The organism is Segatella maculosa OT 289 (assembly GCF_000243015.1).
Taxonomy (GTDB): Bacteria; Bacteroidota; Bacteroidia; order Bacteroidales; family Bacteroidaceae; genus Prevotella; species Prevotella maculosa.
This window is the reverse complement of sequence record NZ_JH594502.1, coordinates 16,271-42,667: the sequence shown is the minus strand read 5'-3', so window position 1 is coordinate 42,667 and position 26,397 is coordinate 16,271. Positions and strand designations below refer to the sequence as shown.

Genomic DNA, 26,397 nt, shown 5'->3' with positions numbered 1-26,397 from the left:
AACAACGAAACCGCGATGCGAACTGAACGGAAACAAACGAAAACCTCACTCTCAATGCGCCCAGCAGGCGTCGTTGAAAGTGAGGTTTGTAATGTATAACCATTCTGGCAGGAACTTATTCCTGCGGGATATGCTTCAGAATTTCAAGCAGATGGTCCCACACCATTTGCACAGTCGGAATCAAAAGTGCCTCGTCTGGCGTGTGAACATTGCGCAAAGTGGGACCGAAACTCACCATGTCAAGCTCGGGATATTTCTCAGAAAAGAGGCCACATTCAAGTCCGGCGTGAATGCCTTTCACGACAGGTTCCTTGCCAAAAAGCCTCTTATAAGCGTCCACTGTGACCTTAACAAGCTTGCTGTTCGGGTTCATTTTCCACGCCGGATAACCGTCGTTCTGGACAACATTGCCGCCACTCAGTTCGAAAACGGCTTTCACTGTGTCGGCCATATTGCGAAGATTGCTCATTACATTGCTGCGTTGGCTGGCCACGACCACCACCTTGTCGGCCTCGGTCTGCACGCTGGCCACGTTACTTGAGGTCTCTACCATGGTAGCGATGGCCTCATCCTGACAGAAAGTCAGCGGTCCATTGTCGAGAGCCTGCAAAGAAAGGATCAGTCCGCGCGAGGTTTCGAGCGGTAATACCGGCCTTGCTTCAACGCTTTCCATGCTCCAATGCATCGTCGGGTCAGTCACATGGAACTCATCTTCCACCCCTTTCGTGAATATGTTCCAGTCGGCCATCACCTCTTCCTTACGGTCTTCGGGCACGGCAAAGACTACTTTTCCGTCGCGTGGAATGGCATTATGCATCTTACCAGAGTTCCAATCGGCCAGCCGAAGCACCATTTTCGTCTGCTCCATATAGAGGAAACGCGCCATAATCTTGATGGCATTGGCCCGCTTCTTGTTGATATCATCGCCCGAATGTCCGCCATTTAGGCCCTTCAATGCTGCCTGCATAAAGAAGTAACCTGAGGGAGCTTGCTCGCGAGAAAAGCTGTAGGTGACGGTCGTATTGATGCCTCCTGCGCACGAAACAAATATCTGTCCCTCGTCTTCGGAGTCGAGATTGATGAGGTATTTGCCTGACATGAAGCCCGGTTTCAGGCCAAATGCGCCCGTAAGACCAGTCTCTTCGTCACGCGTGAAAAGGCATTCTATCGGGCCATGTTCAATGTCGTTACTGTCAAGAATGGCCAGTTCTATGGCACAACCGATGCCATCATCAGCCCCCAAAGTAGTGCCTTTAGCATGCAACCACTCCCCGTCAACGTAGGTTTGAATGGCATCTTTGTGGAAATCGAAGTCCACATCGACCAGCTTATCGCATACCATATCCATGTGACTCTGCAGGATTGTCGTTGCCAAATGCTCCAAACCCTTAGTCGCCGGCTTGCGGATTAGGACGTTACCCGTCTCATCTTCCTTCACTTCGAGGCCGCGGTCGGCGGCGAACTTCTTCAAATAAGCGGCCATTTTCTCCTCATGTTTCGATGGACGAGGGATTTTGTTGATGGCCGAAAACTGCTCGAACACGCGGGCAGGTCTTAGTTCTACGTTGCTCATTTTTATATCTTTTTATTTTGTTTTTATTTTGTTCTTTTGCCGATTTATATTACCTTTGCCCATATTTTAGTGGCCAATGGCGCACTGCAAAAGTAATAAAAATGATGAAGACATTCGTATTGAGCGTGTTAATAATTGCTATATCGATGGCATTATTAGGCATAAAGATGCTCTTCCGCAAGAACGGAAGATTCTCTTCGCAGCACATTCACGACAATGCGGCACTGAGAAAGCAGGGCATCCACTGTGTGATCGACCAAGACAAAGCGGCACGCAAGGCCGGAAAAGCCTATTGAACGACGATTAAAATCAAAAAGACAATAAAGAAAATGAACAGGAAAAACATTCTCAAAACAATGGCCGTGGCTGCAATCGCCACCGTTTCCATGACCGGTTGTAACCAATCTGCCCCGAAAGTTGACGCAAAATCAGATGCCGCACAGACCAATCCTACGGGCTTAAAGATAGCATATGTCGAGGTAGATAGCATCATGAGCCGGTATCAGTTCTGCAAGGATTACTCCCTGATACTGCAAAAGAAGGGACAGAACATACAGAACACGCTCGCTGCCAAGCAGCAACAGTTGCAGGCTGCGGCTGCAAACTTCCAGCAAAAGGTGCAACAAAACGCCTATACACGCGAGCAGGCAGAGGCCATCAACGCCAATCTTCAAAAGCAAAACACCGACCTTCAGGCCCTCAACCAGCGGCTGACGAATGAGTTCCAGACTGAAACAGAGAAATACAATAACGCACTTCGCGACAGTATTCAGCACTATTTGAAGCTCTATAACAAGGACAAGAACTACAGTCTTATCCTCAGTAAGGCCGGTGACAACCTGCTTTATGCCGACAAGGCCTACGACATCACGAATGAAGTCATTGCCGGTTTGAACAAAGCCTACAAGCCTTCGGCAAAAATGGCAGCCGCAGTGCCGGCAAAGAAGTAGGATCTTCCCTCCCTACCCCTCCCAAAAAGAGAGGGGAAGCAATTAAGATAGAAATGTAGGGACGCACGGCTCGTACGTCCGTTCTGCGCGAAACAATTAACTTGTTCAACCGTTTACGCGTCAACTGTCAATTGAAACAGGAGCGGACGCACAGACCGTGCGTCCCTACATGCATTCAACTGTTTTCTCATATCAATCCTATTGGTTTTCAATACCAGCCACTTTGGGCGACAAAATGAGCCATATTGCGCGGCAATATGGGTGATATTACCGCGTAATATGGCTGATATTGGAACGCCGTTGCAAGCAGTTGGCGTTCAAAGCATTACAAGGTTATCCGACAACCGAATGGAAAACGTCGGGAGATACCTTGGAAACTGAAGGGAAAATCGTGGAAACCAGAGAGAGAAACTCAGAGTTGACGGGTGAATTCCTCAGGAAGCAAGGGCATAGCACCATTCTGTGTGCAGACGTAGGCACTGACTTCTACAGCCAGTTTGTGGGCAGCTTTGATGGATTTCCCTGCAAGAATGGCGGCACAAAACGCCCCCGTGAAGCTGTCACCTGCCCCAACCGTGTCGGCAACCTCAACCTTCGGCGTCTCTTGGAACGACTTCGTTGCAGGCGCAAAGACATAACTTCCGTTGACACCACACGTGAGAACGAGCATCTTTAGATTGTATTTTCCAAGGATAAGCCAGCACTTATTCTCCATATCCAGACCCGGATAGCCGAACAAACGACCAATGGTGACGAGCTCTTCGTCGTTGATTTTGAGAATGTCGGCAGCCGTAAGCGACTCTTGGATAATCTCTTTGGTGTAGAAAGTCTGGCGCAGATTGATGTCGAAAATCTTGAGACAGTCTTTCGGGGTGGCTGCGAGGAATTGGTGAATGGTCTCTCTTGAGACGCCGTTGCGCTGCGCGAGCGAACCGAAACACACGGCGCGGGCGTTCTTTGCCACCTCCTCAATCTCGTCGTTGAATGGAATATTGTCCCAAGCTACGTTCTCCTTGATGTCGTAAGTGGGCACTCCTTCGTCGTCGAGCGACACTTGTACTGTGCCCGTTGGATAGTCGACGATGGGCATAATGTAGCGAAGTCCTTCCTGATCAAGCTCCTTTCGTGTCTGATCGCCAAGGATATCGTTGCCCAAAGCACTGATGGCCATGGCGTCAAATCCGAACTGATGGGTGTGAAAAGCAAAGTTGGCAGGTGCCCCGCCCAGCTTTGTTCCTTCGGGTAAGCAGTCCCATAATGCTTCGCCGAGGCCTACAATAAATCTTTTTTGCATAGAGAAAATAATAAAAAACGAGGCCCCACGGTACCCACTTTGAGCCTCCCAAGGGGAGAGAACGCTTGCTTGCGTGGGCTTATCGCGTTCGTTTCAGGGCGTCAGGGGCGTCAGGTTGTGTTGTTATTGAATGCGTTTAGTTATGTTATTGATTGGATATTGCCAAGGAATGCTCCCTCACCAAGGGAGGAACGGGGCGGGAGTTCAAGCCAGTTTTCTTATATATGTAAACAAATAAGCCACACCTACTGCCATGACAAGGATAGCTCCGGCCTGCCGATGCAGTGCGTCACTGACGTAACCCATCAGCAATGGGAAGACCGTTCCGCCGAAAAGGCCCATGATCATCAGCCCGCTGACCTCATTCTTTTTAGTGGGAACGCATTGCAAAGCCTGTGCAAACACAATGGAAAAAACATTGGAATTGCCGTACCCAACAAGTGCTATTGCCGTGTAAAGCACAAGCTTTGACGTGCCGAAATAGAGACCAATCATGCTCAATGCCATCATCGTGACGCTGATGATGAAGAACGTTTGTGTCTTCATCACGCGCAGGAAGAAACTTCCCGTGAGGCATCCTATTGTGCGGAACAGGAAATAAAGGCTCGTAGCAACGGCCGCTTCGTTGAGCGTCATGCCCAAACGTTCCTGACAAATCTTCGGTGCCGTGGTGTTCACTCCCACGTCGATGCCCACATGACACATGATACCAATAAAGCTCAACAGCACGATGGGAATGCCCAAAAGCTTGAAACAAGCGATGTATTCGTCTGCGATATTGTTGGTGGGGAGTTCGTTTTCAACGATAACGGCTTCCTCTTCAATCGGCGTTGTCCATAATAATAAGGTGGCAATGATGCCGATAATCATGTAAATAGGAAAGAGAACGCGCCACCCTAAGCCGAAACTTGGAATGCTGGCCGAGGCACCCCAGATGGCAAGATAGGGCACCATGAACGATGCAATGGCCTTGATGAACTGGCCAAAGGTAAGCGTGCTGGCAAGATTTCCGCCTTTGATGACGGTAGAGACCAGTGGGTTGAGCGAGGTTTGCATCAGTGCATTGCCGATGCCCAACAGGGAAAAGGCGAGCAACATCAGCAAGTAACTTTCGCCAAAGAGGGGCAGCAACAGGGAAAGGACCGTGATGATGATAGACAGCAACACGGTTTTCTTACGCCCGATTTTATTCATCAGCATGCCCGTGGGCACGGAAAAGATGAGAAACCAAAAGAATACTAAAGACGGAAACAGATTGGATTGCGTATCATTCAGATGCAAATCGGCCTTTACATAATTGGATGCCGTGCCCACAAGGTCAACAAAACCCATTGTGAAAAAGCAGAGCATCACGGGGATAATGGCAAGTTTGTTGGTTTTGTTCATGTCGTTGATAGGAGTTTGTTGTTCGGTTTATGTTGCAAATATAGGCATTTCATTCAGAAAAGCCATAAAAAAATCGTTCAATTTGCGCCAAAGATGTTACATCGTAACCATTTTATGCGAAGCCGAACGATTGAAGCAGTTGGTTATTTCAATTCATATAGCGTTGTTTTGGCAGCCCCGTTGACCGTTAACCTACCGTAAGGTTCGGTTGGGAAAACAAGGTTGGTCATGGCCATTTTGCCTGCGGCATCGAAGGCTTCTATGCTGCATTTGTCAATGAAAATACGGAATTGGCGAATCGTTCCGTGCGTCGGAGCGATGGTCTTTGCCTTGAACATGTCGCTGAACCCGGTGTTTCCGCTTTGCGTTCTGTCCATGAAGAAGGTGCAATCCTTGGGATTATAGGTCATCACCACCTGCTCGTCACGGGCGTTGCTAAGCGTAATCACCGTTGGTTTCGACTGTGATTTGATGTCAACCACAAGTTCGCAAGCGGCCGAAAGCCTGTTTGTTTTATCACCACGCAGGGCAAGCAACTCCTTTGAAGGCACCACACTGACGTAGGTTTCGCCTGCATCAGTGAAGAGCCCCAAGTCACGTGGCACAGAATTGGAACTGCGATACTGCATCGTCGGCACCTGATTGGCATATTGCCAGTTGCTCATCCACGCAATAGCCACACGACGGTTGTCGGGTGCATTGTCGAATGTGACGGTGGCATAGTGGTCTTTTCCATAGTCCATCCACTTGGTAACGTCGGGCTTACTCTCGCAAGTGAACTTGTGACCATCGAAAGATCCCACGAAATATTGGGTGGCACTGCCCCCGAAAGGTCCTCCGGGATTGATGTTACATATCAGCAACCACTTCGCTTCCCCGGTTCCGTTGACAGGCAATTTCATGAGGTCGGGGCACTCCCAAACGCCGTCGTGGTTGCCATATCCCAGCCCGAATGTACTCTCAAATATCCAGTTTTTGAGGTCTTTCGAGCTGTAGATGTTCATCTCCTGCCCTGCGGCAAGGATGAGATTCCACGCATGTATGTCTTCATTCCAGAAGATGTGAGGGTCGCGAAAGTCGGGGACTTCGGCCGTAATTACAGGGTTATTGGCATACTTAGTGAATGTTTTTCCGTCGTCGGTACTATAGGCAAGGCTCTGTGTCTGACTCTTTCCGGCCGACGTGTACATGGCAACAACGGTGCCTTTCCCAAGGCCCGAAGTGTTGTTTTTGTCCACGATTGCGGAGCCACTGAATATAGTTCCCAACGCATCGGGGCTGATAGCGTTACCTTGATGCACCCAATGTACAAGGTCTTTTGACGTGGAATGGCCCCAAGTCATATTCTCCCATTGCGAGCCATATGGGTTATATTGGAAGTAAAGATGCCACACACCATCTTTATAAAACAGGCCATTGGGATCGTTCATCCACCCCCATTGGGGGGTATGATGATAGGCAGGCCGATACTTTTCGCGGTTGGTGGTGTCGAAACTGTCACTCGTTTTGAGTTCTTTCCAAGCCACAAAGTCCTTGACAGCACCGGTGGAACGGCGGTTATTCAAGAAGGTAATGTCGAGCAATACTTGCTTTCCTTGATAACTGTCGAGGGCAACCGGCACGAAATAGTCAATGTGGTCAACGGCTATTTTGGCGTTGAAAGTCTTTACAATCCGGTTATCAACGATGACTTTCAGAGCTGCATAGTCTTCCTTTTCCTCTATAGGGACGAGCAGATAGCGCTGATGTGGGGTGATACGGGCCAGCGAATGGTTGTCACTCAACTGGTTTATTTCAGTGACCTTTGACTGTGCATGAGTTTGTAGCAGCATGAAAGAACAGGCTAAAATTAAAAGACTCTTCTTATAGTTCATCATATTTTTTCCTTTTATTCATATTGACTGACCTTCACGTCGCTCACTGAAATGTTGCCTCCATAGCTGTTGATGCTCCAGCAATTCTTCTGTATTCCATAGATACGGTTGGTGTAACTGCAAATATCATTGACGTAGACCACGCATATACTGTTGTCAGTATAGACAGTCACATGATAGGTGTTGTCGGTTGGGCGGTTGAATATATAGCCATCAATTCCTGCGATAAAGCCCTGTCCCGACTTGCCTTCTTCTTCGAAATTCAGCTTGCGTTGGCTGTCGTTTTCGGGGCTCACGATGATGGAGTAGTATTTATTGGAGTCACTGCCACGTACAAAAGAAAACCCAAATTTGTCTGTGTTGCTGCTGGTTTTGACGGTGAATGAAATCTTGTTATGGTTGCCTAAGCGGTTGAAAAGCAGGTGGGCATCACCGTTCAGCATGTAGGTTCCATTGCTTTCGGTCACTCCCTGCTGGCTTTTCTCCATGAGTTTCACCTGCTGTTCCTTGCTATATTTGTCGCTGATAGCCTTTACTTCACCCAAAGTCAGCGTTCCGTCAGCATGCTGGATGAGGCGATGTGCCACAAGGTTTCCAGCCCATTCAGGTTCGTTTGGCGCTGCACCAACGTTCGTATTGTTCTGTCCAGGGCGCGTAGGACACCAGCCCCAGATATATCGATTGGTGCCATCTGTGGCGGTTTTTCCTGCATAGAAGCCGCGACTGTCAAGGAAACCTTCGTGACTGTCGGGCCATTTGCCGGCATCATTTGCTGTGCAGGCTTTCAGCTCATCGAGTGTCTTTCCCTTGAAATACTGCACACGACGCAGTGCAGAATGCTTCTCGCTGTAAACAAGATACCACCACTCGCCCATCTTGAACACGTCAGGACACTCGTAGAAACGGTCCCACATGTCGGTCATGAAAACGCCCGCACGTGTCCAGTTTTCAAGATCAGAAGAGGTAAATTCGGCCAGAACGCCCTTGCTTCCCTTGAGGGTTGAAACGAGCATGTGATAGCGGTTATCATCGCCTTTGAATACAAAGGGATCACGGAAGTCGTTCTTGCTGTAGCCATAGTCTTCGCCTTTGAGTCGGAAAGTTCTATTCTTTGTCCAGCTTTTGAAGTCAGCTGATGTGGCAACCATCACCTCTTCACCGTTTTCCTTGGCTGTAGGTTGGTATTTATGTCCTGTGTAGAATGTGTAATAGCGCTTGTCTTTTTCAGAATAAATGGTAGAACCTGTGCCCAAGGCAGCATCTTGTTCGGCCAATCCTCCACATGGAATTAATTCGCCTAATGAGCGATAATTTGCTGCATCCGCAGTACTTACCGCCCATATTGGGTGGTAAGTACCGGCAGGATTTGGGCGATAGTCTTGTAAATAGAGTATCTTGAAATCCTTTGATACGGGGTCAAAAAACGGCATTGGGTCGCCCACATAGCCACTGTAAGGCTTATAGTAAGTATCCTGTTTCTGTTCGTCTGTCGACTTGAAATAGGTGGTATTGTCCCAATCTTTCTCGGTAACGGGGTTGTCTTCGCTACTGCAACCTGCCAATGGTAGCACTATGAGCGCTGCCAATGTGATATATTGTATTTTCTTATTCATAAGATTATATTTACTTGTTAATCAGATAATCAAATGCATTGCGAGTCATCTTGACAATGTTCTTGTGATAGTTTTCTGCCACTTCAGCGATGCTGTACCAATCGTAACAGCCTGAACCGATACATAGTATCTTGCCCTTTGTGCCACTTGCGGGGAATTCCCATGCCACAATAGCACCGTCGCCACCATACGCAAGGTCTTTTCCTCCGGTCTTACTACGCCATGCTGTGTAGTCATCATAACCGCCCCAATCGTTTCCAATGTGCCATTGTGCGGTAGAGTTAGTAATGCGATAGCCTGTATCACAGGTGTAGACATTCGTCGGTTCACCACTCTTCATGATGAGATTTTGGAACAAAGGATGATCCGTATGCCCTGTAATCATGAAACTCCATGGCCCATTTACGGTCTCAGCATCAGCCTCGTTCTGTCCCCAACAGTTGTTAGGACAGGCATCGTTGGCAACGGCTCCAATCTCTGCAGGCATATTGGTTGCATAGCGTGTAAAGAGGAATGAGCCACCATTATTATAATAGTCTTTCAGCTTCAAGGCTGCATTGAGGGCTTCGGGAGCTGAAGCTTCAAATGCATTTTTGCCGTCAACGCCACCGTCTTTGTGGTAATGCCACCATATAACTTTACATTCGCTGAGGTCTACAGTACCGTTCTTGATATCGGCAAAAGAGGCATAAAGCGAGTTGGAAACGTTCTCCAGCATCCACTTGCAGGCCGTTTGTTCCTCCATATTCAACTGATCCATCGAGGCAGCAAAGCCTACAAAGACAGCCGAAGGTTTTCCGATTGCAGTCACGGTGACAGTGTATTGGCTCTCTGCTGTATTGTTTTTGACTTTGAAGACAACAGGATTAATGAAGTTTGTCGGCACGCCACTCATTGGTTCGAGGGTTGCATCATCGCTGTATTCAATAGTAGGTGTGAGGGTTGTAAGGTCAAGTCCCTTGGGAACATATACCGAAATGGTCTTGTGTTTCTCATCAATGATGCCCGTATAGATATCGTTTATCTTGAAACTCTTTATCTTGGCTTCATCACGTTTCACGCTAATCGTCCAATCAAGCAATACATCTCCGTTGGTTACACGAATGACTTGCGGTGTAGACATATTGAGGTTATCGCCCACTTTAATGGTGCTTTCGGCACCATTACTGATAGTAAGTGTGGTCACAGCCATGTTTTCAACGGCATAAGTCTCAGGAACGCGTACTGTAACCGTACGGTTTGACGAGTCGATAGTGCCCTCATATTGATCGAGTTTCAGGCTCTTCAGTGTACAATTCCCACTGAGTTGCAAGTCAGAAACGTTGCTGTCGCTGCATGATGTGAATGTAATCACGCCCAACAATACTATAAATAATGTTGAAATCAGTCTTTTCATAATTACCATGCTCCTATGTTTTGTGTATAATGACCGTTCGATGCAGCAATCTGTGCGTATGGAATCGGCAGGTATTCATTCTTGTCCTTAGTGAACTTAGCACCTTTATATATAGCGCAGTCGTTGGCTTCTTCCGCATAATATTTATTGATAACGCTCTCTGCTTCGCCCCAACGTACAAGGTCAAAGAAGCGTTCACTCTCCATACCAAGCTCTATCCTACGTTCCATTTTAACGATTTTCAAAGCTTGATTTTGGTCATAGCTGCCAGTATAAGTCCCGACATTCATCTTGACACCGTATTTACTTTCATAGTCACCGATAACACTCATGCTCTGTTTTGCACGTGTACGAAGTCGGTTAACGAGTGAAATGGCTTCATTGATTCGGCCGTCATTCAACTGAACTAAAGCTTCGGCACGTTCCAATAGCACATCGGCATAGCGGAAAACAATGCGATTCATCGGTGTGCCCCACCATGAACCTTTGATGAGATAGCCACAGTCAGGGTCTACATTCTGCTTCAATGTGACATAATAGCCATAGAGACCATTCGATCTACTCCATGTAGCGCTCTCGTCCATGATATACTTTTTGTTGAATTCATAAGGCAAACCAGGAATTCCAACGGTGAGAAACAGGCGCGGATCAGCATAATCCTTGGTCTTGTCATAATTGTCTTTGTTGAAGTTGTCAAGTTCAGGAAGGCCGTTGTTGTCGGTCTTAAAGGCATTGACAAGGTTCTGACTGGGTTTGTAGAAGTCGCAACCTCCATCGGTAACTCCAGGAATATTCGGCACAATCAGACCGTAACTCCAGTTCAGATTACCGTATTTTGTACCGTCGTTCATGGAATACTGCATGGCCCAGATACTCTCTTTGCCATTCTCATACTGTGGTTCTGGACGGAAGTTATCGTGGAAATCGGCAGCGAGTCTATAACCTCCAGCCGTATAAATACTTTCATCTGTATATTCAATAACCTTCTTCAAGTCGTCTTTCGAGATGCTCGTTACTTGGTTACTTTCAGCATTATCCTGATGATAAGCCTTATAAAGATAGACTTTTGCAAGGAAAGCGGCAGCGGCAGCCTTGCTGGGTCGGCCCACTTCTGTTTGCTTCACAGGCAACGTTTTGTAAGCCACCTCAAGGTCGTTGATAATCTGTTGCCAGCCTTCATCATTGTTAAACTCACGGTTGGAAAGGTTGTTATACTCCTCTGTTGTAAGATTTTCGTTCATGATGAAAGGGATATTCTTATAGAGTCTCTTCAAAAGGAAGTGACCATAAGCACGGAGATATTTCATCTCGGCTATTCTTTCGGCTTTCAGCGGATAGCTTGTTGCATCTGTTTTATCAAGCAGAGCAATGGCAGTATTCACGCGGGAGATGCAATTGTAAAGGCGTTGCCACATGTCACTGATGTTCCAATTGGTGGTAAGAATGCCCTGAGAAACTTCTAACTGGTGGAAAACATCACCGTCACTCGTACCATTTCCGCCCTTATAAGCATCGTCGCTGCGCACATCAAAGTTCCACATTGAGAACGAAGAGTTGATGTCTTCGGCCGAAATCCATACGGCATAAGCCGATATAATAAGGTTATCCACATATTTAGATTCCTTTACTTGCTTGTCGCTCAGCGTTCCTTGCGGTGTCTGTTTGTCGAGGAAATCAGAGCAACTGCCTAATACAAGCGTCATCAACGCCGTACAAATATATATTAATTTCTTCATTGTTTTAGATTTAGAATGTAACATTCAGTCCGAAAGTGATGTTGAGTGGGATTGGATATCCAAAGTTAGGATTCTCCGGATCAACGCCCGTGAAGCTCTTGCTGTGGATAGTAAGTAGGTTCTGTGCACTCAAATAAACACGGAAACGCTCCATAAAGAGTTTCTTGGCAATGCTTTGTGGGAAGTTATATCCCAGTTGAATGGTGCGCAGTTTCAAGTAAGAACCGTTTTCAACCCAATAGGTTGACACACGCTTTTCATTGTTGTTGTCCGACAAAGTCAATGCCGGAATGTTGCTTCCCATGTTGGTTGGGCTCCAGGCGTCAAGCAAACGGCGTCCTTTGTTGAGGAAACCAATGTTTAAACCCGCCCAGATATCGGTTTCTTTCTTCAGGTCTGAAATGATATCCACACCTTGAACACCCTGCCAGAACATGGTGAAATCGAAGTTCTTATATTCTAAATAGAGATTGAAACCATAGGTGAAGTCGGGCACAGGATTATAAATCCAGTCCTGATCTGCCTCAGTAATCTTATTGTCTCCATTGAGATCTTTCCATCGGATGCGTCCTAATGCAGCACCATCCTGCACGGCATTATTGTCGATTTCATCTTGACTTTTGAAGATACCATCGGCAATATAGCCCACCTGTGCACCCATAGGATGACCAATAACGCTCTTCACACCGTTACCACCAAAGGTTCCATTGGCAGCAACTGTAGCTGGAAGTTTCGTGATTTTGTTGCGATATGTACCGATATTTCCTGTGAGATCATATTTCAATCCAAAGTTGGTCTGACCGCGATAGCCAAGGTTTAGTTCTATACCTCGGTTCTCCATTTCGCCTGCATTAATCCATTGTGTGCTGCCTTCTCCCATGGCTGCGATGCCTGCCATCTGCACAAGAATGTCCTTGGTCTTCTTGTAATACCAATCAAAACCGCCATAAAGACTTCCGTTGAAGAATGAGAAGTCAAGACCAAGATTGGTCTGTGTGGTTGTTTCCCACTTGATATTGTCGTTTCCAATCTGGTCACGTTTGAAGCCGGACAGCAGGGTTTTGCCACCATTCGTACCGCCGATATCATAAGAAGTGCCATAACTCTGACCACCATTCTCACTGACTCCGTAGTTACTTACATAGATAGTATAGCGTGCAATGTTCGAAATTTCCTGGTTACCCGTCTGTCCCCATGAGGCACGAAGCTTCAAATCGTCAATCCATGTAGCTTTCTTGAGGAAGTTTTCACGGTTGATTCGCCAGCCCACAGAGACAGAAGGGAAGGTGGCATAACGGTTGTTACGACCGAAACGGGAGCTTCCATCATGACGCACAGTCAGTGAAGCCATGTATTTATCATCGTAGTTATAGTTGAGTTTTCCAAAGTAGGAAACGAGCGAGAAGCCTGAACCGCCACCGTAACTCTGTGCTGTTCCCACGCCGGCATCAGGCCACATGTAGTCGGGATTAAGGATAATGAAGTTCTCTTTGTACCCAGAGAAATTGGTATCATCCTCACGGTTAAGCTCCATACCGAACATAGCGTCTACTCTGTTGAGTCTCATAACGGCGTTATAAGTGGCAACTGCATTCCACATCCATTTCGTCCAATGTTCCTGTTTGGCTTCAACACCATTCTTGTTATTGGCAACATTGCCCTCGGTTACAGGGTAAGTGAAGATGCGTTGTTGCTTTTGGCTGTAGTCAAGGCCGAAAGTCGAGCGGATATTAAAGCCTTTGAAAGGGTTCAGGTTTAAGTAAGCATCACCGAAAAGACGCCAATAAGTATAACGGTTATCTTTGTTTCGTTGCAAACGGGCTACCGGGTTCTCACGGTCGGGATAGCCTCCTACAGGGCCGGCATACTCTCCTTTAGCCGTATATACAGGCAAAGAGGGATTGAATTGCAATACGTTGCTGAGGAAACCACCAGGAGCTTGCACCTCAGAAGTACGGTTCAAGGTGAAGTTTTCACCTACAGTCAGCACGTTACTGATGAGCTTATAGTCGGAATTCATACGTGCAGAGAAACGCTCAAAGTCAGAAGTTTTGATGATACCAAGGTTCTTATAGTAACCAAGAGAGAAGTAAGAGCTTCCTTTCTCCGTGCCGTTGCTCACGGCAACATTATATTGTTGGATTACTCCTGTACGCGTTGTCTGGTCAAACCAATCGGTATCTGCGGCAGGAGTTGTGCTTGCTGCATCGAGATATTTATTCATCTTGATGCCATTCAGCACAGGATATCCGTTGGCATCATAGCCCCACTGATAGCGATAGCCCAAGCCATTGGTGTTGGGATCCATGCCATCATTGACATAAGCCTGCCACATTACCTGCCCATATTCCTTAGCATTCATCACATCCATCTTATGCGCATAGGATGAAACGGCTACTGAAGCGTCAAGGTCAACCTTTACTTTTCCTTTCTTTCCCTGCTTGGTTGTGATGATAATTACGCCGTTGGCAGCACGTGAACCATAGATAGAAGCCGAGGCTGCATCCTTCAACACCTGGATACTTTCAATGTCGTTACCGTTGAGTTCGTGCATACCTACTTTCGTTGGCACACCATCTATAATATAAAGTGGATCGTTGTTGTTCAGCGTTCCGATACCGCGAATGCGCACAGTTGCACTTCCCGACGGTGCACCGTCAGCCGAAATATTCATTCCCGGCACACGACCTTGCAGTGCTTTGATAGGGTTGTTTTCATTCTGTTTGGCTATTTCGTTGACGCTGACCACTGAGATTGCCCCCGTCAAATCGGCCTTTCTTTGCTTCGTATAGCCCGTAACAACAACCTCGTTCAACAGTTTTGATTCTTCTTTCAGTGTGATTTTCAGATTTGGAGCAGCTTTTACTTCTTGTCCGACGTAGCCGATGTAGGTGATAAGAAGGGTGGAACCCGGCTTCGCCTTCAGTTTGAAGTTGCCGTCGATGTCGGAAATCGTACCGTTAGATGTACCTTTTTCCATGACCGAGGCACCGATAATCGGGTCGCCATTGGCATCGACAACAATTCCAGAAAACTCTGTTTGCGCATAAATCAATGTGCAACAGAACATGAGCATGGTGCTCATCATGAGTCGTTTCAGATTGTTCATTCGTTAATTTTATTTAGGTTTATAATGTTATCAGACAGGAACCACATGACTTTTCAATGATCCTATCAAGGTTTCTGTCGCAAAGATAAACCGCAATCTTGTAAAACGAACGAACTTATCGTTCAAAACAAAGCAAAAATGTTACATGAAACAAAAGTGATAGCTTTTGTTCAAAATGTTGCATTCCCTGCAAGGTTGGCCCCACTTTCTGCCATCCATCGTACTTCTTTGGCCTATTCCGCAATCTTACGGATAAGCGAAAGCCCGTCACGAAGAGGCAGAATAACTTTCTCTACCCGCTTATCGGCCATCACATGGTCGTTGAATGCACGGATACCGAGGGTCTGTTGGTCGTGGTCATAGGCTGAATCTACGACGTGACCGTCCCACAATGTATTGTCGGCCACAATGTAACCGCCCCGCCGAAGCACTGACATTGCCATCTCATAAGTCTCGATATACGTGCGTTTATCGCCGTCGATGAAAGCCATATCGAACGTAATTCCAAGCTTAGGGGCCAACAGATTGGCATCTCCGATGGTGAAAACAATGCGCTCACTTACATGAGATTGCTCAATCCAAGGGCGTGTAAAGTCTTCCATTTCGTCGTTGATTTCAAACGTATATACCTTGCCGTCGCCCGTCAATCCCTCGGCCATGCAGATCGCACTGTAGCCACTGAACGTGCCCACTTCAAGGATATTCCTCGGTCGAATCATCGTGACAAGCATCTTGAGCAGCCTGCCTTGAATATGCCCGCTGGCCATTCGGCCGTGTATGGTGTGGATATTCGTGGCCCGATAGAGGCGATACAGATAGTCGTCTTCGGGGTCGATGTGTTGCACGATATACGCATTGATAGGGTCTTCAATGCTTTGCAGTGCCGCAACCTGCCGCTCTCCGTGTCTATTCATCGCTCAAACGGCATTGGAAAGATGGGCAAGTATGCCGTCAATGGCCATGACATAGCCATGCAATCCGAAGCCACAGACGACGCCAAGGCAGACAGAACTGAGGTAAGACTGATGGCGGAAAGCCTCCCGACGGTGCACATTACTGATGTGAACCTCCACCACCGGGCACTTCAATGCGCGAATACAGTCTTGCAAGGCAATGCTCGTATGGGTGTAAGCACCGGCATTCAGCACCACACCGTCATGCGTAAAGCCCACTTTCTGCAGCTTGTCAATCAGCTCACCCTCGCTGTTACTCTGGAAATATTCAATCTCGATATCGGGGAATTTAGCCTTCACTGCGGGCAGAAAGTCCTCAAACGACCGGCCGCCATAGATACCCGGCTCGCGAACTCCCAAGAGATTGAGGTTCGGTCCGTTGATGATTTGAATCTTCATTGTCTCGTTTTTTTTGTTTATCTTTGCAGCAATGGCATGCGGAAAGGCTTACAACACTTGCCGAATACGCCGTCCTGCAGCAGCAAAAATAATAAAATAAATGGAAACCGACAAGAAAAGCGATGCGAATATACTGAAGACTTATCTGCGATATCTGAAGTTGGAGCGCAATTATTCGCAGAACACAATCGATGCCTATGCCCATGACATCGCATGGCTCATGGACTATTGCGACCGAGAATCGCGCAAACCGACGGCCTTGCAGCCCGAAGACCTGCAGCATTTTGCGGCTTCGCTGCATGAATATCAAGTCGGTCCGCGCTCACAGGCCCGCATCTTGAGTGGCGTCCGCTCCTTTTATCGCTATCTGTTGCTTGACGGTTACATCGAAACCGACCCCACCGAACTGCTCGAATCGCCCGTCTTGGGACAACATCTGCCCGAGGTTCTGTCCACCGAAGAGGTGGATTTGCTGGAACAAAGCATTGACCTTTCGAAGCCCGAAGGCCAACGTAACCGCGCCATTATCGAGATGTTGTTCTCTTGTGGCCTGCGTGTTTCGGAATTAGTCAACTTGAAACTCTCGCAACTCCATCTTGAAGAAGGCTTCATTCGCGTGCTGGGTAAGGGGTCGAAAGAGCGGCTCGTGCCGATTTCTCCGCGTGCCATTAAAGAACTAAAACTGTGGTTCACCGACCGTGTCCACCTGAAAATCAAGCGTGGAGAAGAAGATTTCGTATTTCTGAGTAAGCGTGGTGGGCATCTCACGCGCACCATGATTCTCATCATGATCAAGCGACAAGCTGAAGAAGCCGGCCTCAAAAAGACGATTTCCCCCCACACCTTGCGCCACAGTTTTGCCACGGCTTTGTTGAAAGGTGGCGCCGATTTGCGGGCCATTCAGGCCATGTTGGGCCACGAAAGCATCGGTACCACCGAGATTTATACACACATCGACACGACAACCTTACGCGAAGAAATCCTGAATCATCACCCCCGAAACATGAAAAAACCGTGAGGTAACGCATGTAGAGACGCATGGTTCGTGCATCCGCTCAAGGTAAAAGAGAAACGCACGTGCGCATTCTGCATGCTCGCTTCATACGAAATGTGCCGACAATAACTCCATTCACATGCCTTTTCGCAATAAAACGGGAGGCGAGAGCATGATAGGTATATATATAATAAGGTGGAAGCACATTCCATGAAAGCAGGTTGGGTCTGCGAACCACGCTGTCTTCTGCCCTAAGACAAGAGCTATCGGCCCCGGAAACCAATTTTTTGCGCATCTAACATTGATAATTATACAAATTCATCTTACTTTTATGCAAAAACAAAAGAATGTTTGTATATTTATAAAATTAGTCGTATCTTTGTTCACATCAATTGAAACAACGATATGGGATACACGAGAATGTCGGCTGCCGAGGCTGCGGCCATGATCAAAAACGACGAGACCATTGCGCTTTCGGGGTTCACTCCAAACGGTGTTCCCAAGGCCGTTTTCCGCGAACTCTCCAAACATGCCGAGCAAGAACACGCGGCCGGGCGTCCCTTTCAGATTGGAATTATCACCGGAGCCTCCACAGGTCAGAGCGTAGAAGGCGACATGGCAGCGGCCAAGGCCATCAAGTTCAGGGCGCCGTTCTCCACGAATAAGGACTTCAGAGACTGCACCAACGCGGGCGAAATCGACTTCGAGGACATGCATCTTGGCCATGTTGCCGAGCGATTGCGGCGTGGGTTCTATGGCGAAATCGACTGGGCCATCATCGAAGTGAGCGGCTTGGAGGAGGGAACCTCCACATGCAAGGCCTTCCTGACCAGTGCCGGAGGCATCGTACCCACCATCGTCAGGCTGGCTAAACACGTCATCATCGAGCACAACAGCTTTCACCATCCGACGTCACATCTGCTGCATGACGTGTACGAGATAGCCGAATGCCCCCGCCGTCTCCCCATTCCTATCCTGCAGGTTGGCGACCGTATCGGCAGAGAATACGTGGAAATCGATGCCAAGAAAATCGTTGGTGTGGTGGAATGTTGCATTCCCGAGGAGGCACGCGCATTCACTCCGCTCGACCCGGTCACTGAACAAATGGGCCATAACGTGGCCGATTTCTTGGTGAACGACCTGAAACGGGGCATCATTCCGCCCGAATTCCTGCCCTTGCAGAGCGGAGTTGGCGTGACGAGCAACGCCGTTCTCGAGGCATTGGGGCAGAATCCGGCCGTCCCGGTGTTCTCCGTTTACGCGGAGGTTGTGCAAGATTCCGTCGTAAAATACATGAGAGAGGGGCGCATCAAAGCTGCCAGTTGCTCGTCGTTGACTGTCACCAACGACACCTTAAAAGGCATTTATGCCGACATGGACTATTTCAAAGCCCGCATAACCATACGTCAAAGCGAGATTAGCAACGCGCCCGAGGTCATCAGAAGACTTGGAGTCATCGCCATGAATACGGCACTTGAGTGCGATATCTACGGCAACGAGAACTCCAGTCACATCTGTGGCAGCCGGCTGATGAACGGAGTCGGCGGCTCATGCGACTATGAACGGAACGGCTTTATCAGTATTTTTACGACGCAGAGTACGGCAAAAAACGGTGCCATCAGTAGCATTGTGCCCATGTGCAGCCATGTAGATTCGACCGAACACGACGTAGATGTCATTGTAACCGAGCAGGGAGTGGCCGACTTGAGAGGCAAAGGTCCGCTGCGAAGAGCACAGGAAATCATCGAAAACTGTGCGCATCCGGACTATCGTCCCTTGCTTCGCGACTACCTGAAGATAGCAGGTAAGGGGCACGAACCGCAGCACATGCGTTCAGCCCTCGCCTTCCACGATGCCTATCTGACGAAAGGGGACATGCGACTGACGGAGTTTTGATGCCGGAAAAAGATTGTGTCTTCTGTCAATCATGTTAAAATAATTACACAAAAGACAGGGCTTTTCCAAGCAACCAAATAGAAATGGGAGGCGAAGGTCTCTGCGGTTTTCTGCTTGGTTTTGGTAAATGGTCTTGTCGTTTCTTGCAGGTGATGCACTCATTTCAGTCCTGTTTGCCCGCAATATGGCCCATTTTACATGCCGATATGGGCCATATCACACGCTAATCTGGCTTATTTTACCTGCCAAACCGGGGCATATTGCAACGTTGTTGCAGCCAAACGGCACCGCTTTGGCATTTATTTCTCGTCGTCGTTTCTGCTAATTTTCATAACCATCTGCATACCAATGGATTACAAACACTTGAAATTCGGCGCGTATTTCCGTCCATCTTCTTTCGCTTTTCAAATACGCAAGCTGCGCAAAGCCTTTTGTTAAGTATTTTCATTACATTCCTCTTCGGAAACCAAACGACTGAGCATAGCCGAAAAACGAGACAACGTAACACTACTTCAAAGAATCGATTGGGAATGAAACGCGCAACGCTTGCAGCACTGCCCCCCAATAGCTGCGATGTATTTTCCGCCGAATAGAAATTGAACAAGGAAGACCAAGCGACCTGTCGCCAACAGCATGGAGTTGCAATATATTGGATTTCCGTCCTTTGAAAGGGTCAGGAGAGCCCATAAATCCAGTGGGGTTACGGGTTGCATGCCGCTTATTCCCCCTCTCATTCTATTCCTATGAGCCTCAAGGGCGTGGCCAATGGAAATGACTTCGGCCTTTATCGGCATGAAAAGAAATAGAGAAAAGGTGGTTATTAAATTTATAAAAGATGTTAATAGAATGAATGGAATTGCCATAAATAGCCTATCTTTGTTTTCGTATGAAACATATAGTCTTACCAACACAAGCAAAGTAATGCGGAATATTTCCGAAATGAAACCATCATACCATACAATGAAAACGAAGAACAAGCCTAAATGGTATTTCTTTTACGGCCTTTTTGCCTCGGTTTTTCCATGTGCAGGTGATGCAGGGCGACGAGAATCGTATTCCCAAATGCACGACCTATGCTTGAGAACACAGGCTTTATAAGATGATAACACGCTATTTACAACACTGAAAACCATTCATATCCTATGTGGAAACTACTGACTCCTCCGGCCTATAAAGCCGAACAAACCGGCCCCGAAGCCGATGCAAGATACAAGAAATTGCGTTGGCAGGTGTTCTTGGGCATCTTTATCGGATACGCCGGCTTTTATATTGTGCGCAAGAACTTCTCAATGGCGATACCAATGCTTGCCAATTTCGGTTTCGACAAGGGTGAATTGGGTATCGTACTCTCGATGAATGCCATTGCATATGGCTTCTCGAAGTTCATCATGGCAAGCATTTCCGACCGTAGTAACGCCCGTGCTTTCCTGCCATTGGGCTTGGTGATGGCCGCCATATCCATGCTCTTCATGATTGTTCCCATTCAATGGATCGGTGCCGACCACAAATCGCTGGCCATTCTCCTGATGGCTGTGCTCAACTTCCTTGTGGGCTGGTTCAACGGCATGGGGTGGCCGCCGTGCGGACGCGTGATGACGCACTGGTTCTCCATCAAAGAGCGCGGAACATGGATGTCGTTCTGGAACTGTGCCCATAATGTTGGCGGCGCTTTGGTAGGTCCTATGGCCGTATATGGCGCAATGTGGTTCGGATCGTGGTTCTATGGTGCCGATGCGCAGCGATATTTCCTCATCGGAACCTATGCTTTCCCGGCCGCGGTAGCCATTTTGATTGCCTTGTTGGCCTATAGCATGATACGAGACACGCCACAATCGTGCGGACTTCCCTCTATTGAGAAGTGGAGCGGCTCGGCTTCAAAGAACTATAATGAGAAGGCCGAGCAGGTACTTTCCACGAAAGAGATATTCAGAATCGTGCTTTCCAACAAGTTCCTTTGGTATATTGCCTTTGCGAATGCCTTTGTTTACATGGTACGCTACGGCTGTTTGGACTGGGCACCGACTATTCTGACCGAGAAAGGCATCGACATCAAGAGTGCCGGCTGGGCCTACTTCGCCTACGAGATAGCTGCCATTCCGGGCACCATCATCTGCGGTTGGCTGTCAGACAAGGTATTCAACGGCCGACGTGCCCTGCCTACGATCCTATTCATGGTGCTTGTGGCCGTAGCCATCGTGGTTTATTGGCAGAACATCGACAATGTGAATGTCGTTATCGGCTGTTTAATCGCCATAGGTTTCCTGATTTACGGGCCAGTAATGCTCATTGGAGTGCAAGCTTTAGACCTTGCGCCGAAGAACGCAGCAGGAACGGCGGCCGGTTTGACGGGTTTCATGGGCTATGTACTGGGAACGGCGCTTCTGGCCAACATCGTTATCGGCTATGTAGCCGAAGTTGCCGGCTGGAACTGGACGTTTATTCTCCTCATCATCGCCTGTTTACTTTCCATTCTCTTTATGGGACTGACCTATCATGAGGAACAATATCTGGTAAAACAGCAAAAGAACGAAGCATAAACACTAAAAACACTAAATTTTATAATGGAAAAGACAGACGTATATAAACCGTTAGGGCCACAAAGAAAACCGTTTTTGAAATGGCAAATGCGCACTATTCTCATCACAATGATAGGATATGCCATCTTCTACTTCGTGAGAAAGAACTTCTCTTTGGCCATGCCAGGACTGACAGCAGAGTATGGTATCACCAATAAAAGCTTTGGTTGGATTATCTTTATCGGCTCGCTCGTCTATGGTTTCTCGAGATTCATCAACGGCTATCTGGTCGATAAGATCAAAGGTCGCATAGTCATGGCATTAGGTTTGTTCCTTTGTGCCGTTGCAAACTTTGCTTTCGGGTTCGGTGTCAACCTTAGTGCGATGATAACCGGGGCGGATCACGGGGCAGACTTCACGTCGACGTTTATCTTCATCATGGGAATCATCATCATTCTTAATCAATATTTCCAAGGAATGGGCTATCCTCCCTGCGCCAGAATACTGCCCCACTGGATTCATCCCAGCGAGTTAGCCACGAAGATGTCGATATGGAACACCTCACATTCCGTGGGTGCGACGCTGGCTGTGCTGATTTGCGGATACATCATGGGCACAATGGGCGTCAACCTGAGCAGCAATCCAGCTTGGGTGGCCCAGTTGACGACTCATCTCACAGACAATGGGGTCACGGATGCCGCAAATCAGGCCTTGGCCTACGCATCTCATACCGGAGCATGGCGTTGGTGCTTTTGGATTCCGGCCTGCATCGCGTTGGTAGGTTCGCTTTTCATTCTGATAGGACTCCGCGATGAACCGAAAGATGTAGGGCTTCCCGACCTCCCCGACACCTCATTGGGCCACTATACTGACGCAAAAGACAAGAAAGCCCGGAAGAAATTCGAGATGATTATGGTGTGGAAAAACCGCTGGGTTTGGACATTTTGCATCGCTAATCTCTTTGTATATATCGTTCGTATGGGTATTTTGGACTGGGGACCGAAGTTCCTTACCGAGAGCAGAGGCATGAAAATAGCGGAAGCCGGCTGGACTGTTGCGGCCTTTGAGATAGCAGGTATCGTCGGAACCTTGTTCGCTGGGTGGGCCACTGACCATCTTTTTAAAGGCAAGGCTCACCGTATGTGCGTGTTCAGTATGGTGGGTGCAACGCTCTTTATGACGATATTCAGGTTCCTACCCCAGAATTCGAGCTTCCTTTTGACAACGATTATCCTCATCGGTGCAGGCTTCTGTATCTACGGGCCACAGGCACTTATCGGCATAGCTTTGGGCAATCAGGCCACGAAAGAGGCCTCAGCGCGTGCCAACGGCCTGGCGGGCATCTTGGGTTACATTGGTGCCGGTCTGTCGGGTCTGCTGGTTGGCTACGTTGCCGACCTCTATGGGTGGACTCATGTCTTTGAAACCATCATCGTTGTTGCCGTCATCTGCATCTTCATTCTCGTGTCGATGTGGCAAGCTCCACGCGATGGTTATGAGAAGAGTCAGTCTATCAACTACGACGAATAACGCATGAAAGAACACCATATGAAGACCATTGAATCTTATATCACCCCGCTTTCGGAAGAAAGATTGCTGAAATGCTGTGCCAAGATCAAGCATGTGGCCTTGGACATGGACGGAACCATCTACTTGGGAAGCACACTCTTCCCCTATACCCAAGGCTTTTTGCAGACGCTGAGGGCTCATGGTATCTCGTATTCTTTCCTGACCAACAACCCAACCAAGAGCAGTAAGGACTATTTATTGAAGCTGAAAGCATTGGGAATTGAGGCTACGGAGGAGCAGATGTACACGTCGTCGATTGCTACAATAGACTATATCAAGCTGCATTATCCGCAAGTCAAGCGCATATTCGCTTTGGGAACACCGAGCATGCAACGGGAATTTACGAACGCCGGCTTTGAACTGACGGCAGATTCTCCGCAAGACCGTCCGGACATGTTAGTGGTTGCTTTCGACACAACCCTTACTTATGAACGGCTATGTCGTGCGGCTTGGTGGGCCTCGAAGGCCGAAATCCCCTTCATTGCCACCAATCCCGATTGGGTATGCCCCACGGATCAGGAGGTAATTCTTGTTGATTGTGGCTCTATTTGCAGCGCCATTGAGGCCTCGACAAAGCGTAAGCCCGACGTTGTCATCGGCAAACCCAACCCCAATATGCTCTATTGTATCAGCGAACGGTTTGGTTTGAAGCCCGATGAAGTCGCCATGTGTGGAGACAGAATCTATACCGATGTGGCCGCCGCACAGAATGCAGGGGCCTTGGGTGTGCTGGTTCTCTCTGGAGAAACAACGTTGGAACAATCCCTTACCTATGAACGGCAACCAGATATTACGGCGCTTAACGTCGAAGAGTTTGGGAAACTGTTGGTAAAAGCAAGAAAACTGACATTGTCTTAACTCAATAAAGACTTGTATTTTTTATAATCAATCATTCATTAATAACTAACACTACATTCTATGAAACGAGTATTTATGTCTTTCGTGAGCGCATTGTTGATTTCAGCTCCTGCGCTTGCAGCCGACGAAAACGCGAACATGGGACCGGCAGAAACGAACACTGCAACGGAAACAGCCACAACCTCGACCGAGAAAACCACGGATGAGGAAAACACTTCAGCCTTGGAAAAACTCATCTCCAAGCTCCCGAAGCTCTCAGGTTACCTGCAAACGGGTTGGAACTACACCACCCAAGGCAAAGGGACATCGTCGTTCCAAGCCAAACGCCTGCGTTTAATCATGGACGGACAGGTGATGGAGAACGTTACCTTCCGTTTACAGATTGAGGCTTTCAATGGTATTGGCGGTTCAAGGAACGGAAACGGACAGAAGAACCTCCAAGTGATGGACGCTTTCGCCACGGCGAAGCTCTCTGATGCGCTCAATATCAGGGCCGGACAATACTATCTTCCGCTCGGGTTTGAGAACTATAACATATCTCCCGCAACGCTCGAGACCGTCGATTTCTCTAATATCTGCTACAGAATGGTATGCCGTAACCCTGTTTCCTACAATGTTGTGGACTATGGTCGCGACCTTGGCGTGATGGTGTTCGGTAATCTGCTGCCGAATGCGGAGAAAGACTTCAACTATTTGAGCTACTACCTCTCGCTGACTAACGGAAACATGCCGATGAAAGACGACAACAACAAGTCGAAGGACATCATTACTGTACTCGAATTCCGCCCCATCAAGAACCTTATGTTCAAGGGTGCGTACAACTGGGGCGAGTATGCTTCGGAGAATATCGCTGGTGGAAACAGTCTTGTTCCGGCCGGTGTGAAGCATCAAGAGATGAACCGTTACATCGTCGGAGCATGGTATAACGACCCCAACGGCTTGAACCTGCGTACAGAATACGGCCACATACAGGCCGGAAGCTATGTGAAGGAAGACGGTTTCTATGCCCTTGCGGCCTATACCATCGGAAATTGGGTGCCAGTTGTGCGCTATGACATGTATCGCGACAAGGTAAACAAGGCAACCTTGAACAACTACGACCGCATTTTGGGCGGCTTCACCTACATGTTCTCCAAGAAACTCAAGATACAGGCTAACTATGGCTACTCCATGTACACCAAAGAGGCAAAAGATTTCTCCAATGGTGGCAAGAAAGGTTCAAGCCAGATACAGATCATGGCCATGTATAAGTTCTAAGAAAACCATCGTTTAATCTTTCAAAATTCACGATTATGAAAAAGTTATCTATGATTCTTGCTGCCGCTTGCTTAGCCGTTGCGGCACATGCACAACACTTGGGCTCCGAATATCGCCTCAAGAAGGTCATTCCCGTAGCCGGTCGGCAAGGTATTGCCATTGACAAGGACTACTACTACGTGTCCGACACGCGCGCACTCTACAAGTATGACAAGCAGGGCAACCTCATTATGAAGAACGATCAGCCGTTCAGAGACCCAGAAAAGGCCAACCACTTCGGCGATATCGACATTTTCAACGGTGAAATCTACACCGGTAACGAGAAATTTGAGTTCGGTCAGGGCCATAATATATCAATTGACGTCTATGATGCTAAGACTTTGAAGTGGAAACGAACCATTCCATGGATTGCGGAGTCGGGACAAGTGGAGTGTTCAGGCCTTGCCATCGACCGCGAGAAGAACCTTGTGTGGATGAGTGACTGGGTTGACAGTCGATACGTGTATTGTTACAGCCTCGAAACGGGCAAGTATTACACCAAGATGCAGTGCCGTCCGTGTCCATATTGGTGCCAAGGCATCTTCATTGCCGATGGAAAAATGCTCTTTGCTGCCGATGATGGCGAGTCAACCTTCGGTATTGCGGACAACATCTACGTGGCCGACGTTTCCAACGTGCCTTATACTGGTCTTAAAGACGGCACACAAGTGACCGTAGAGAACTTCAAAGCAGTGAAGAAACCGGGTAAGGTTGCAGCCGGAGCCATAGCAGGTCGCATTGAACTCTTCCGCGAAATGGGCGATTTCCGCCGTGCCGGCGAGATTGAAGGGCTCTCCATAGACCCGACGAACGACGACCTTGTGGTGCTCAACAACCGTGGTAACCAGATACTTTTGGGCATGCCGATCGGTCCTTTCACCGAGGAAGGCTACACGGGTGAGGTACACGAGCTCTATGTTTACGAGAAAATCAAATAAACAACACAGACTTTTCTCACTCATGGCCTTAGGCCTATGAGCTATAA

General features: G+C 48.1%; 19 protein-coding genes. 9 read left to right on the top strand and 10 right to left on the bottom strand.

The annotated features are described in order from the left end of the window. Positions 1-115: 115 nt before the first annotated feature. Complete coding sequence (locus HMPREF9944_RS04295; protein WP_008564695.1) at positions 116-1,573, bottom strand: aminoacyl-histidine dipeptidase; 1,458 nt, start codon at positions 1,571-1,573, stop codon at positions 116-118. Between the two features lie 101 nt (positions 1,574-1,674). Between HMPREF9944_RS04295 and HMPREF9944_RS04290 the strand changes: the two genes are divergently transcribed. Together HMPREF9944_RS04290 and HMPREF9944_RS04285 are read left to right on the top strand one after the other, a co-directional pair. Continuing rightward, on the top strand, positions 1,675-1,869 hold the full coding sequence (locus tag HMPREF9944_RS04290) for a hypothetical protein (protein ID WP_025830120.1): 195 nt from the start codon (positions 1,675-1,677) through the stop codon (positions 1,867-1,869). 33 nt (positions 1,870-1,902) lie between these two features. Next, positions 1,903-2,523: an OmpH family outer membrane protein gene (locus tag HMPREF9944_RS04285; protein ID WP_008564693.1), complete on the top strand. Its 621-nt coding sequence runs from the start codon at positions 1,903-1,905 to the stop codon at positions 2,521-2,523. A 412-nt stretch (positions 2,524-2,935) separates the two neighbouring features. On the opposite strand, the gene HMPREF9944_RS04280 is transcribed toward HMPREF9944_RS04285, so the two are convergent. The 9 genes from HMPREF9944_RS04280 to aroQ all read right to left on the bottom strand — a co-directional run bounded on the left by HMPREF9944_RS04280 (position 2,936) and on the right by aroQ (position 16,283). Next, positions 2,936-3,817: a carbohydrate kinase family protein gene (locus HMPREF9944_RS04280; protein ID WP_008564692.1), complete on the bottom strand. Its 882-nt coding sequence runs from the start codon at positions 3,815-3,817 to the stop codon at positions 2,936-2,938. A 204-nt stretch (positions 3,818-4,021) separates the two neighbouring features. Beyond that, a complete protein-coding gene (locus HMPREF9944_RS04275; protein ID WP_008564691.1) occupies positions 4,022-5,203 on the bottom strand; it encodes an MFS transporter in 1,182 nt (393 codons plus the stop codon). 143 nt (positions 5,204-5,346) lie between these two features. Further along, positions 5,347-7,080 (bottom strand): DUF4980 domain-containing protein, encoded by a 1,734-nt coding sequence (locus HMPREF9944_RS04270; protein ID WP_008564690.1) that lies wholly within the window; start codon positions 7,078-7,080, stop codon positions 5,347-5,349. 11 nt (positions 7,081-7,091) lie between these two features. After that, the gene (locus HMPREF9944_RS04265; RefSeq protein WP_008564688.1) at positions 7,092-8,690 is read right to left on the bottom strand and encodes a glycoside hydrolase domain-containing protein; all 1,599 of its coding nucleotides are present in this window, start codon (positions 8,688-8,690) and stop codon (positions 7,092-7,094) included. A 10-nt stretch (positions 8,691-8,700) separates the two neighbouring features. After that, positions 8,701-10,095, bottom strand: a complete 1,395-nt coding sequence (locus tag HMPREF9944_RS04260; RefSeq protein ID WP_008564686.1) for a DUF4960 domain-containing protein — start codon at positions 10,093-10,095, stop codon at positions 8,701-8,703. Further along, positions 10,089-11,822 (bottom strand): RagB/SusD family nutrient uptake outer membrane protein, encoded by a 1,734-nt coding sequence (locus HMPREF9944_RS04255; RefSeq protein WP_008564684.1) that lies wholly within the window; start codon positions 11,820-11,822, stop codon positions 10,089-10,091. The genes HMPREF9944_RS04260 and HMPREF9944_RS04255 overlap by 7 nt, the downstream gene beginning before the upstream one ends. Positions 11,823-11,832: 10 nt before the next feature. Next, a complete protein-coding gene (locus tag HMPREF9944_RS04250; RefSeq protein WP_008564682.1) occupies positions 11,833-14,931 on the bottom strand; it encodes a SusC/RagA family TonB-linked outer membrane protein in 3,099 nt (1,032 codons plus the stop codon). A 233-nt stretch (positions 14,932-15,164) separates the two neighbouring features. Beyond that, positions 15,165-15,845 carry an O-methyltransferase gene (locus HMPREF9944_RS04245; RefSeq protein ID WP_008564681.1) on the bottom strand — a complete coding sequence of 227 codons (681 nt, stop codon included), beginning with the start codon at positions 15,843-15,845 and terminating at the stop codon, positions 15,165-15,167. A gap of 3 nt (positions 15,846-15,848) precedes the next feature. Then, entirely contained in the window at positions 15,849-16,283 is a 435-nt protein-coding gene (aroQ, locus tag HMPREF9944_RS04240) for a type II 3-dehydroquinate dehydratase (RefSeq protein ID WP_008564680.1), read from the bottom strand. 100 nt (positions 16,284-16,383) lie between these two features. On the opposite strand from aroQ, the gene xerA reads away from it, so the two are divergent. The 7 genes from xerA to HMPREF9944_RS04200 all read left to right on the top strand — a co-directional run bounded on the left by xerA (position 16,384) and on the right by HMPREF9944_RS04200 (position 26,350). After that, the gene (gene xerA / locus HMPREF9944_RS04235; RefSeq protein ID WP_008564679.1) at positions 16,384-17,301 is read left to right on the top strand and encodes a site-specific tyrosine recombinase/integron integrase; all 918 of its coding nucleotides are present in this window, start codon (positions 16,384-16,386) and stop codon (positions 17,299-17,301) included. A gap of 381 nt (positions 17,302-17,682) precedes the next feature. Next, positions 17,683-19,173, top strand: a complete 1,491-nt coding sequence (locus tag HMPREF9944_RS04230; RefSeq protein ID WP_008564678.1) for an acetyl-CoA hydrolase/transferase C-terminal domain-containing protein — start codon at positions 17,683-17,685, stop codon at positions 19,171-19,173. 1,142 nt (positions 19,174-20,315) lie between these two features. Beyond that, on the top strand, positions 20,316-21,710 hold the full coding sequence (gene pgtP / locus HMPREF9944_RS04220; protein WP_008564675.1) for a phosphoglycerate transporter protein PgtP: 1,395 nt from the start codon (positions 20,316-20,318) through the stop codon (positions 21,708-21,710). A 24-nt stretch (positions 21,711-21,734) separates the two neighbouring features. Next, on the top strand, positions 21,735-23,219 hold the full coding sequence (locus HMPREF9944_RS04215; RefSeq protein WP_008564672.1) for an MFS transporter: 1,485 nt from the start codon (positions 21,735-21,737) through the stop codon (positions 23,217-23,219). 3 nt (positions 23,220-23,222) lie between these two features. After that, on the top strand, positions 23,223-24,116 hold the full coding sequence (locus tag HMPREF9944_RS04210) for an HAD-IIA family hydrolase (protein ID WP_008564669.1): 894 nt from the start codon (positions 23,223-23,225) through the stop codon (positions 24,114-24,116). A gap of 60 nt (positions 24,117-24,176) precedes the next feature. Continuing rightward, the gene (locus HMPREF9944_RS04205; RefSeq protein ID WP_008564668.1) at positions 24,177-25,373 is read left to right on the top strand and encodes a porin; all 1,197 of its coding nucleotides are present in this window, start codon (positions 24,177-24,179) and stop codon (positions 25,371-25,373) included. Positions 25,374-25,408: 35 nt separating this feature from the next. Further along, a complete protein-coding gene (locus tag HMPREF9944_RS04200) occupies positions 25,409-26,350 on the top strand; it encodes an NHL repeat-containing protein (protein WP_026356268.1) in 942 nt (313 codons plus the stop codon). The last annotated feature ends 47 nt before the right edge of the window (positions 26,351-26,397 follow it).

Coding starts and splice junctions, on each gene's coding strand:
- HMPREF9944_RS04295 (WP_008564695.1), bottom strand. CDS start 1,573: ATGAGCAACGTAGAACTAAGACCTGCCCGCGTGTTCGAGCAGTTTTCG.
- HMPREF9944_RS04290 (WP_025830120.1), top strand. CDS start 1,675: ATGATGAAGACATTCGTATTGAGCGTGTTAATAATTGCTATATCGATG.
- HMPREF9944_RS04285 (WP_008564693.1), top strand. CDS start 1,903: ATGAACAGGAAAAACATTCTCAAAACAATGGCCGTGGCTGCAATCGCC.
- HMPREF9944_RS04280 (WP_008564692.1), bottom strand. CDS start 3,817: ATGCAAAAAAGATTTATTGTAGGCCTCGGCGAAGCATTATGGGACTGC.
- HMPREF9944_RS04275 (WP_008564691.1), bottom strand. CDS start 5,203: ATGAACAAAACCAACAAACTTGCCATTATCCCCGTGATGCTCTGCTTT.
- HMPREF9944_RS04270 (WP_008564690.1), bottom strand. CDS start 7,080: ATGATGAACTATAAGAAGAGTCTTTTAATTTTAGCCTGTTCTTTCATG.
- HMPREF9944_RS04265 (WP_008564688.1), bottom strand. CDS start 8,690: ATGAATAAGAAAATACAATATATCACATTGGCAGCGCTCATAGTGCTA.
- HMPREF9944_RS04260 (WP_008564686.1), bottom strand. CDS start 10,095: ATGGTAATTATGAAAAGACTGATTTCAACATTATTTATAGTATTGTTG.
- HMPREF9944_RS04255 (WP_008564684.1), bottom strand. CDS start 11,822: ATGAAGAAATTAATATATATTTGTACGGCGTTGATGACGCTTGTATTA.
- HMPREF9944_RS04250 (WP_008564682.1), bottom strand. CDS start 14,931: ATGAACAATCTGAAACGACTCATGATGAGCACCATGCTCATGTTCTGT.
- HMPREF9944_RS04245 (WP_008564681.1), bottom strand. CDS start 15,845: ATGAATAGACACGGAGAGCGGCAGGTTGCGGCACTGCAAAGCATTGAA.
- aroQ (WP_008564680.1), bottom strand. CDS start 16,283: ATGAAGATTCAAATCATCAACGGACCGAACCTCAATCTCTTGGGAGTT.
- xerA (WP_008564679.1), top strand. CDS start 16,384: ATGGAAACCGACAAGAAAAGCGATGCGAATATACTGAAGACTTATCTG.
- HMPREF9944_RS04230 (WP_008564678.1), top strand. CDS start 17,683: ATGGGATACACGAGAATGTCGGCTGCCGAGGCTGCGGCCATGATCAAA.
- pgtP (WP_008564675.1), top strand. CDS start 20,316: ATGTGGAAACTACTGACTCCTCCGGCCTATAAAGCCGAACAAACCGGC.
- HMPREF9944_RS04215 (WP_008564672.1), top strand. CDS start 21,735: ATGGAAAAGACAGACGTATATAAACCGTTAGGGCCACAAAGAAAACCG.
- HMPREF9944_RS04210 (WP_008564669.1), top strand. CDS start 23,223: ATGAAAGAACACCATATGAAGACCATTGAATCTTATATCACCCCGCTT.
- HMPREF9944_RS04205 (WP_008564668.1), top strand. CDS start 24,177: ATGAAACGAGTATTTATGTCTTTCGTGAGCGCATTGTTGATTTCAGCT.
- HMPREF9944_RS04200 (WP_026356268.1), top strand. CDS start 25,409: ATGAAAAAGTTATCTATGATTCTTGCTGCCGCTTGCTTAGCCGTTGCG.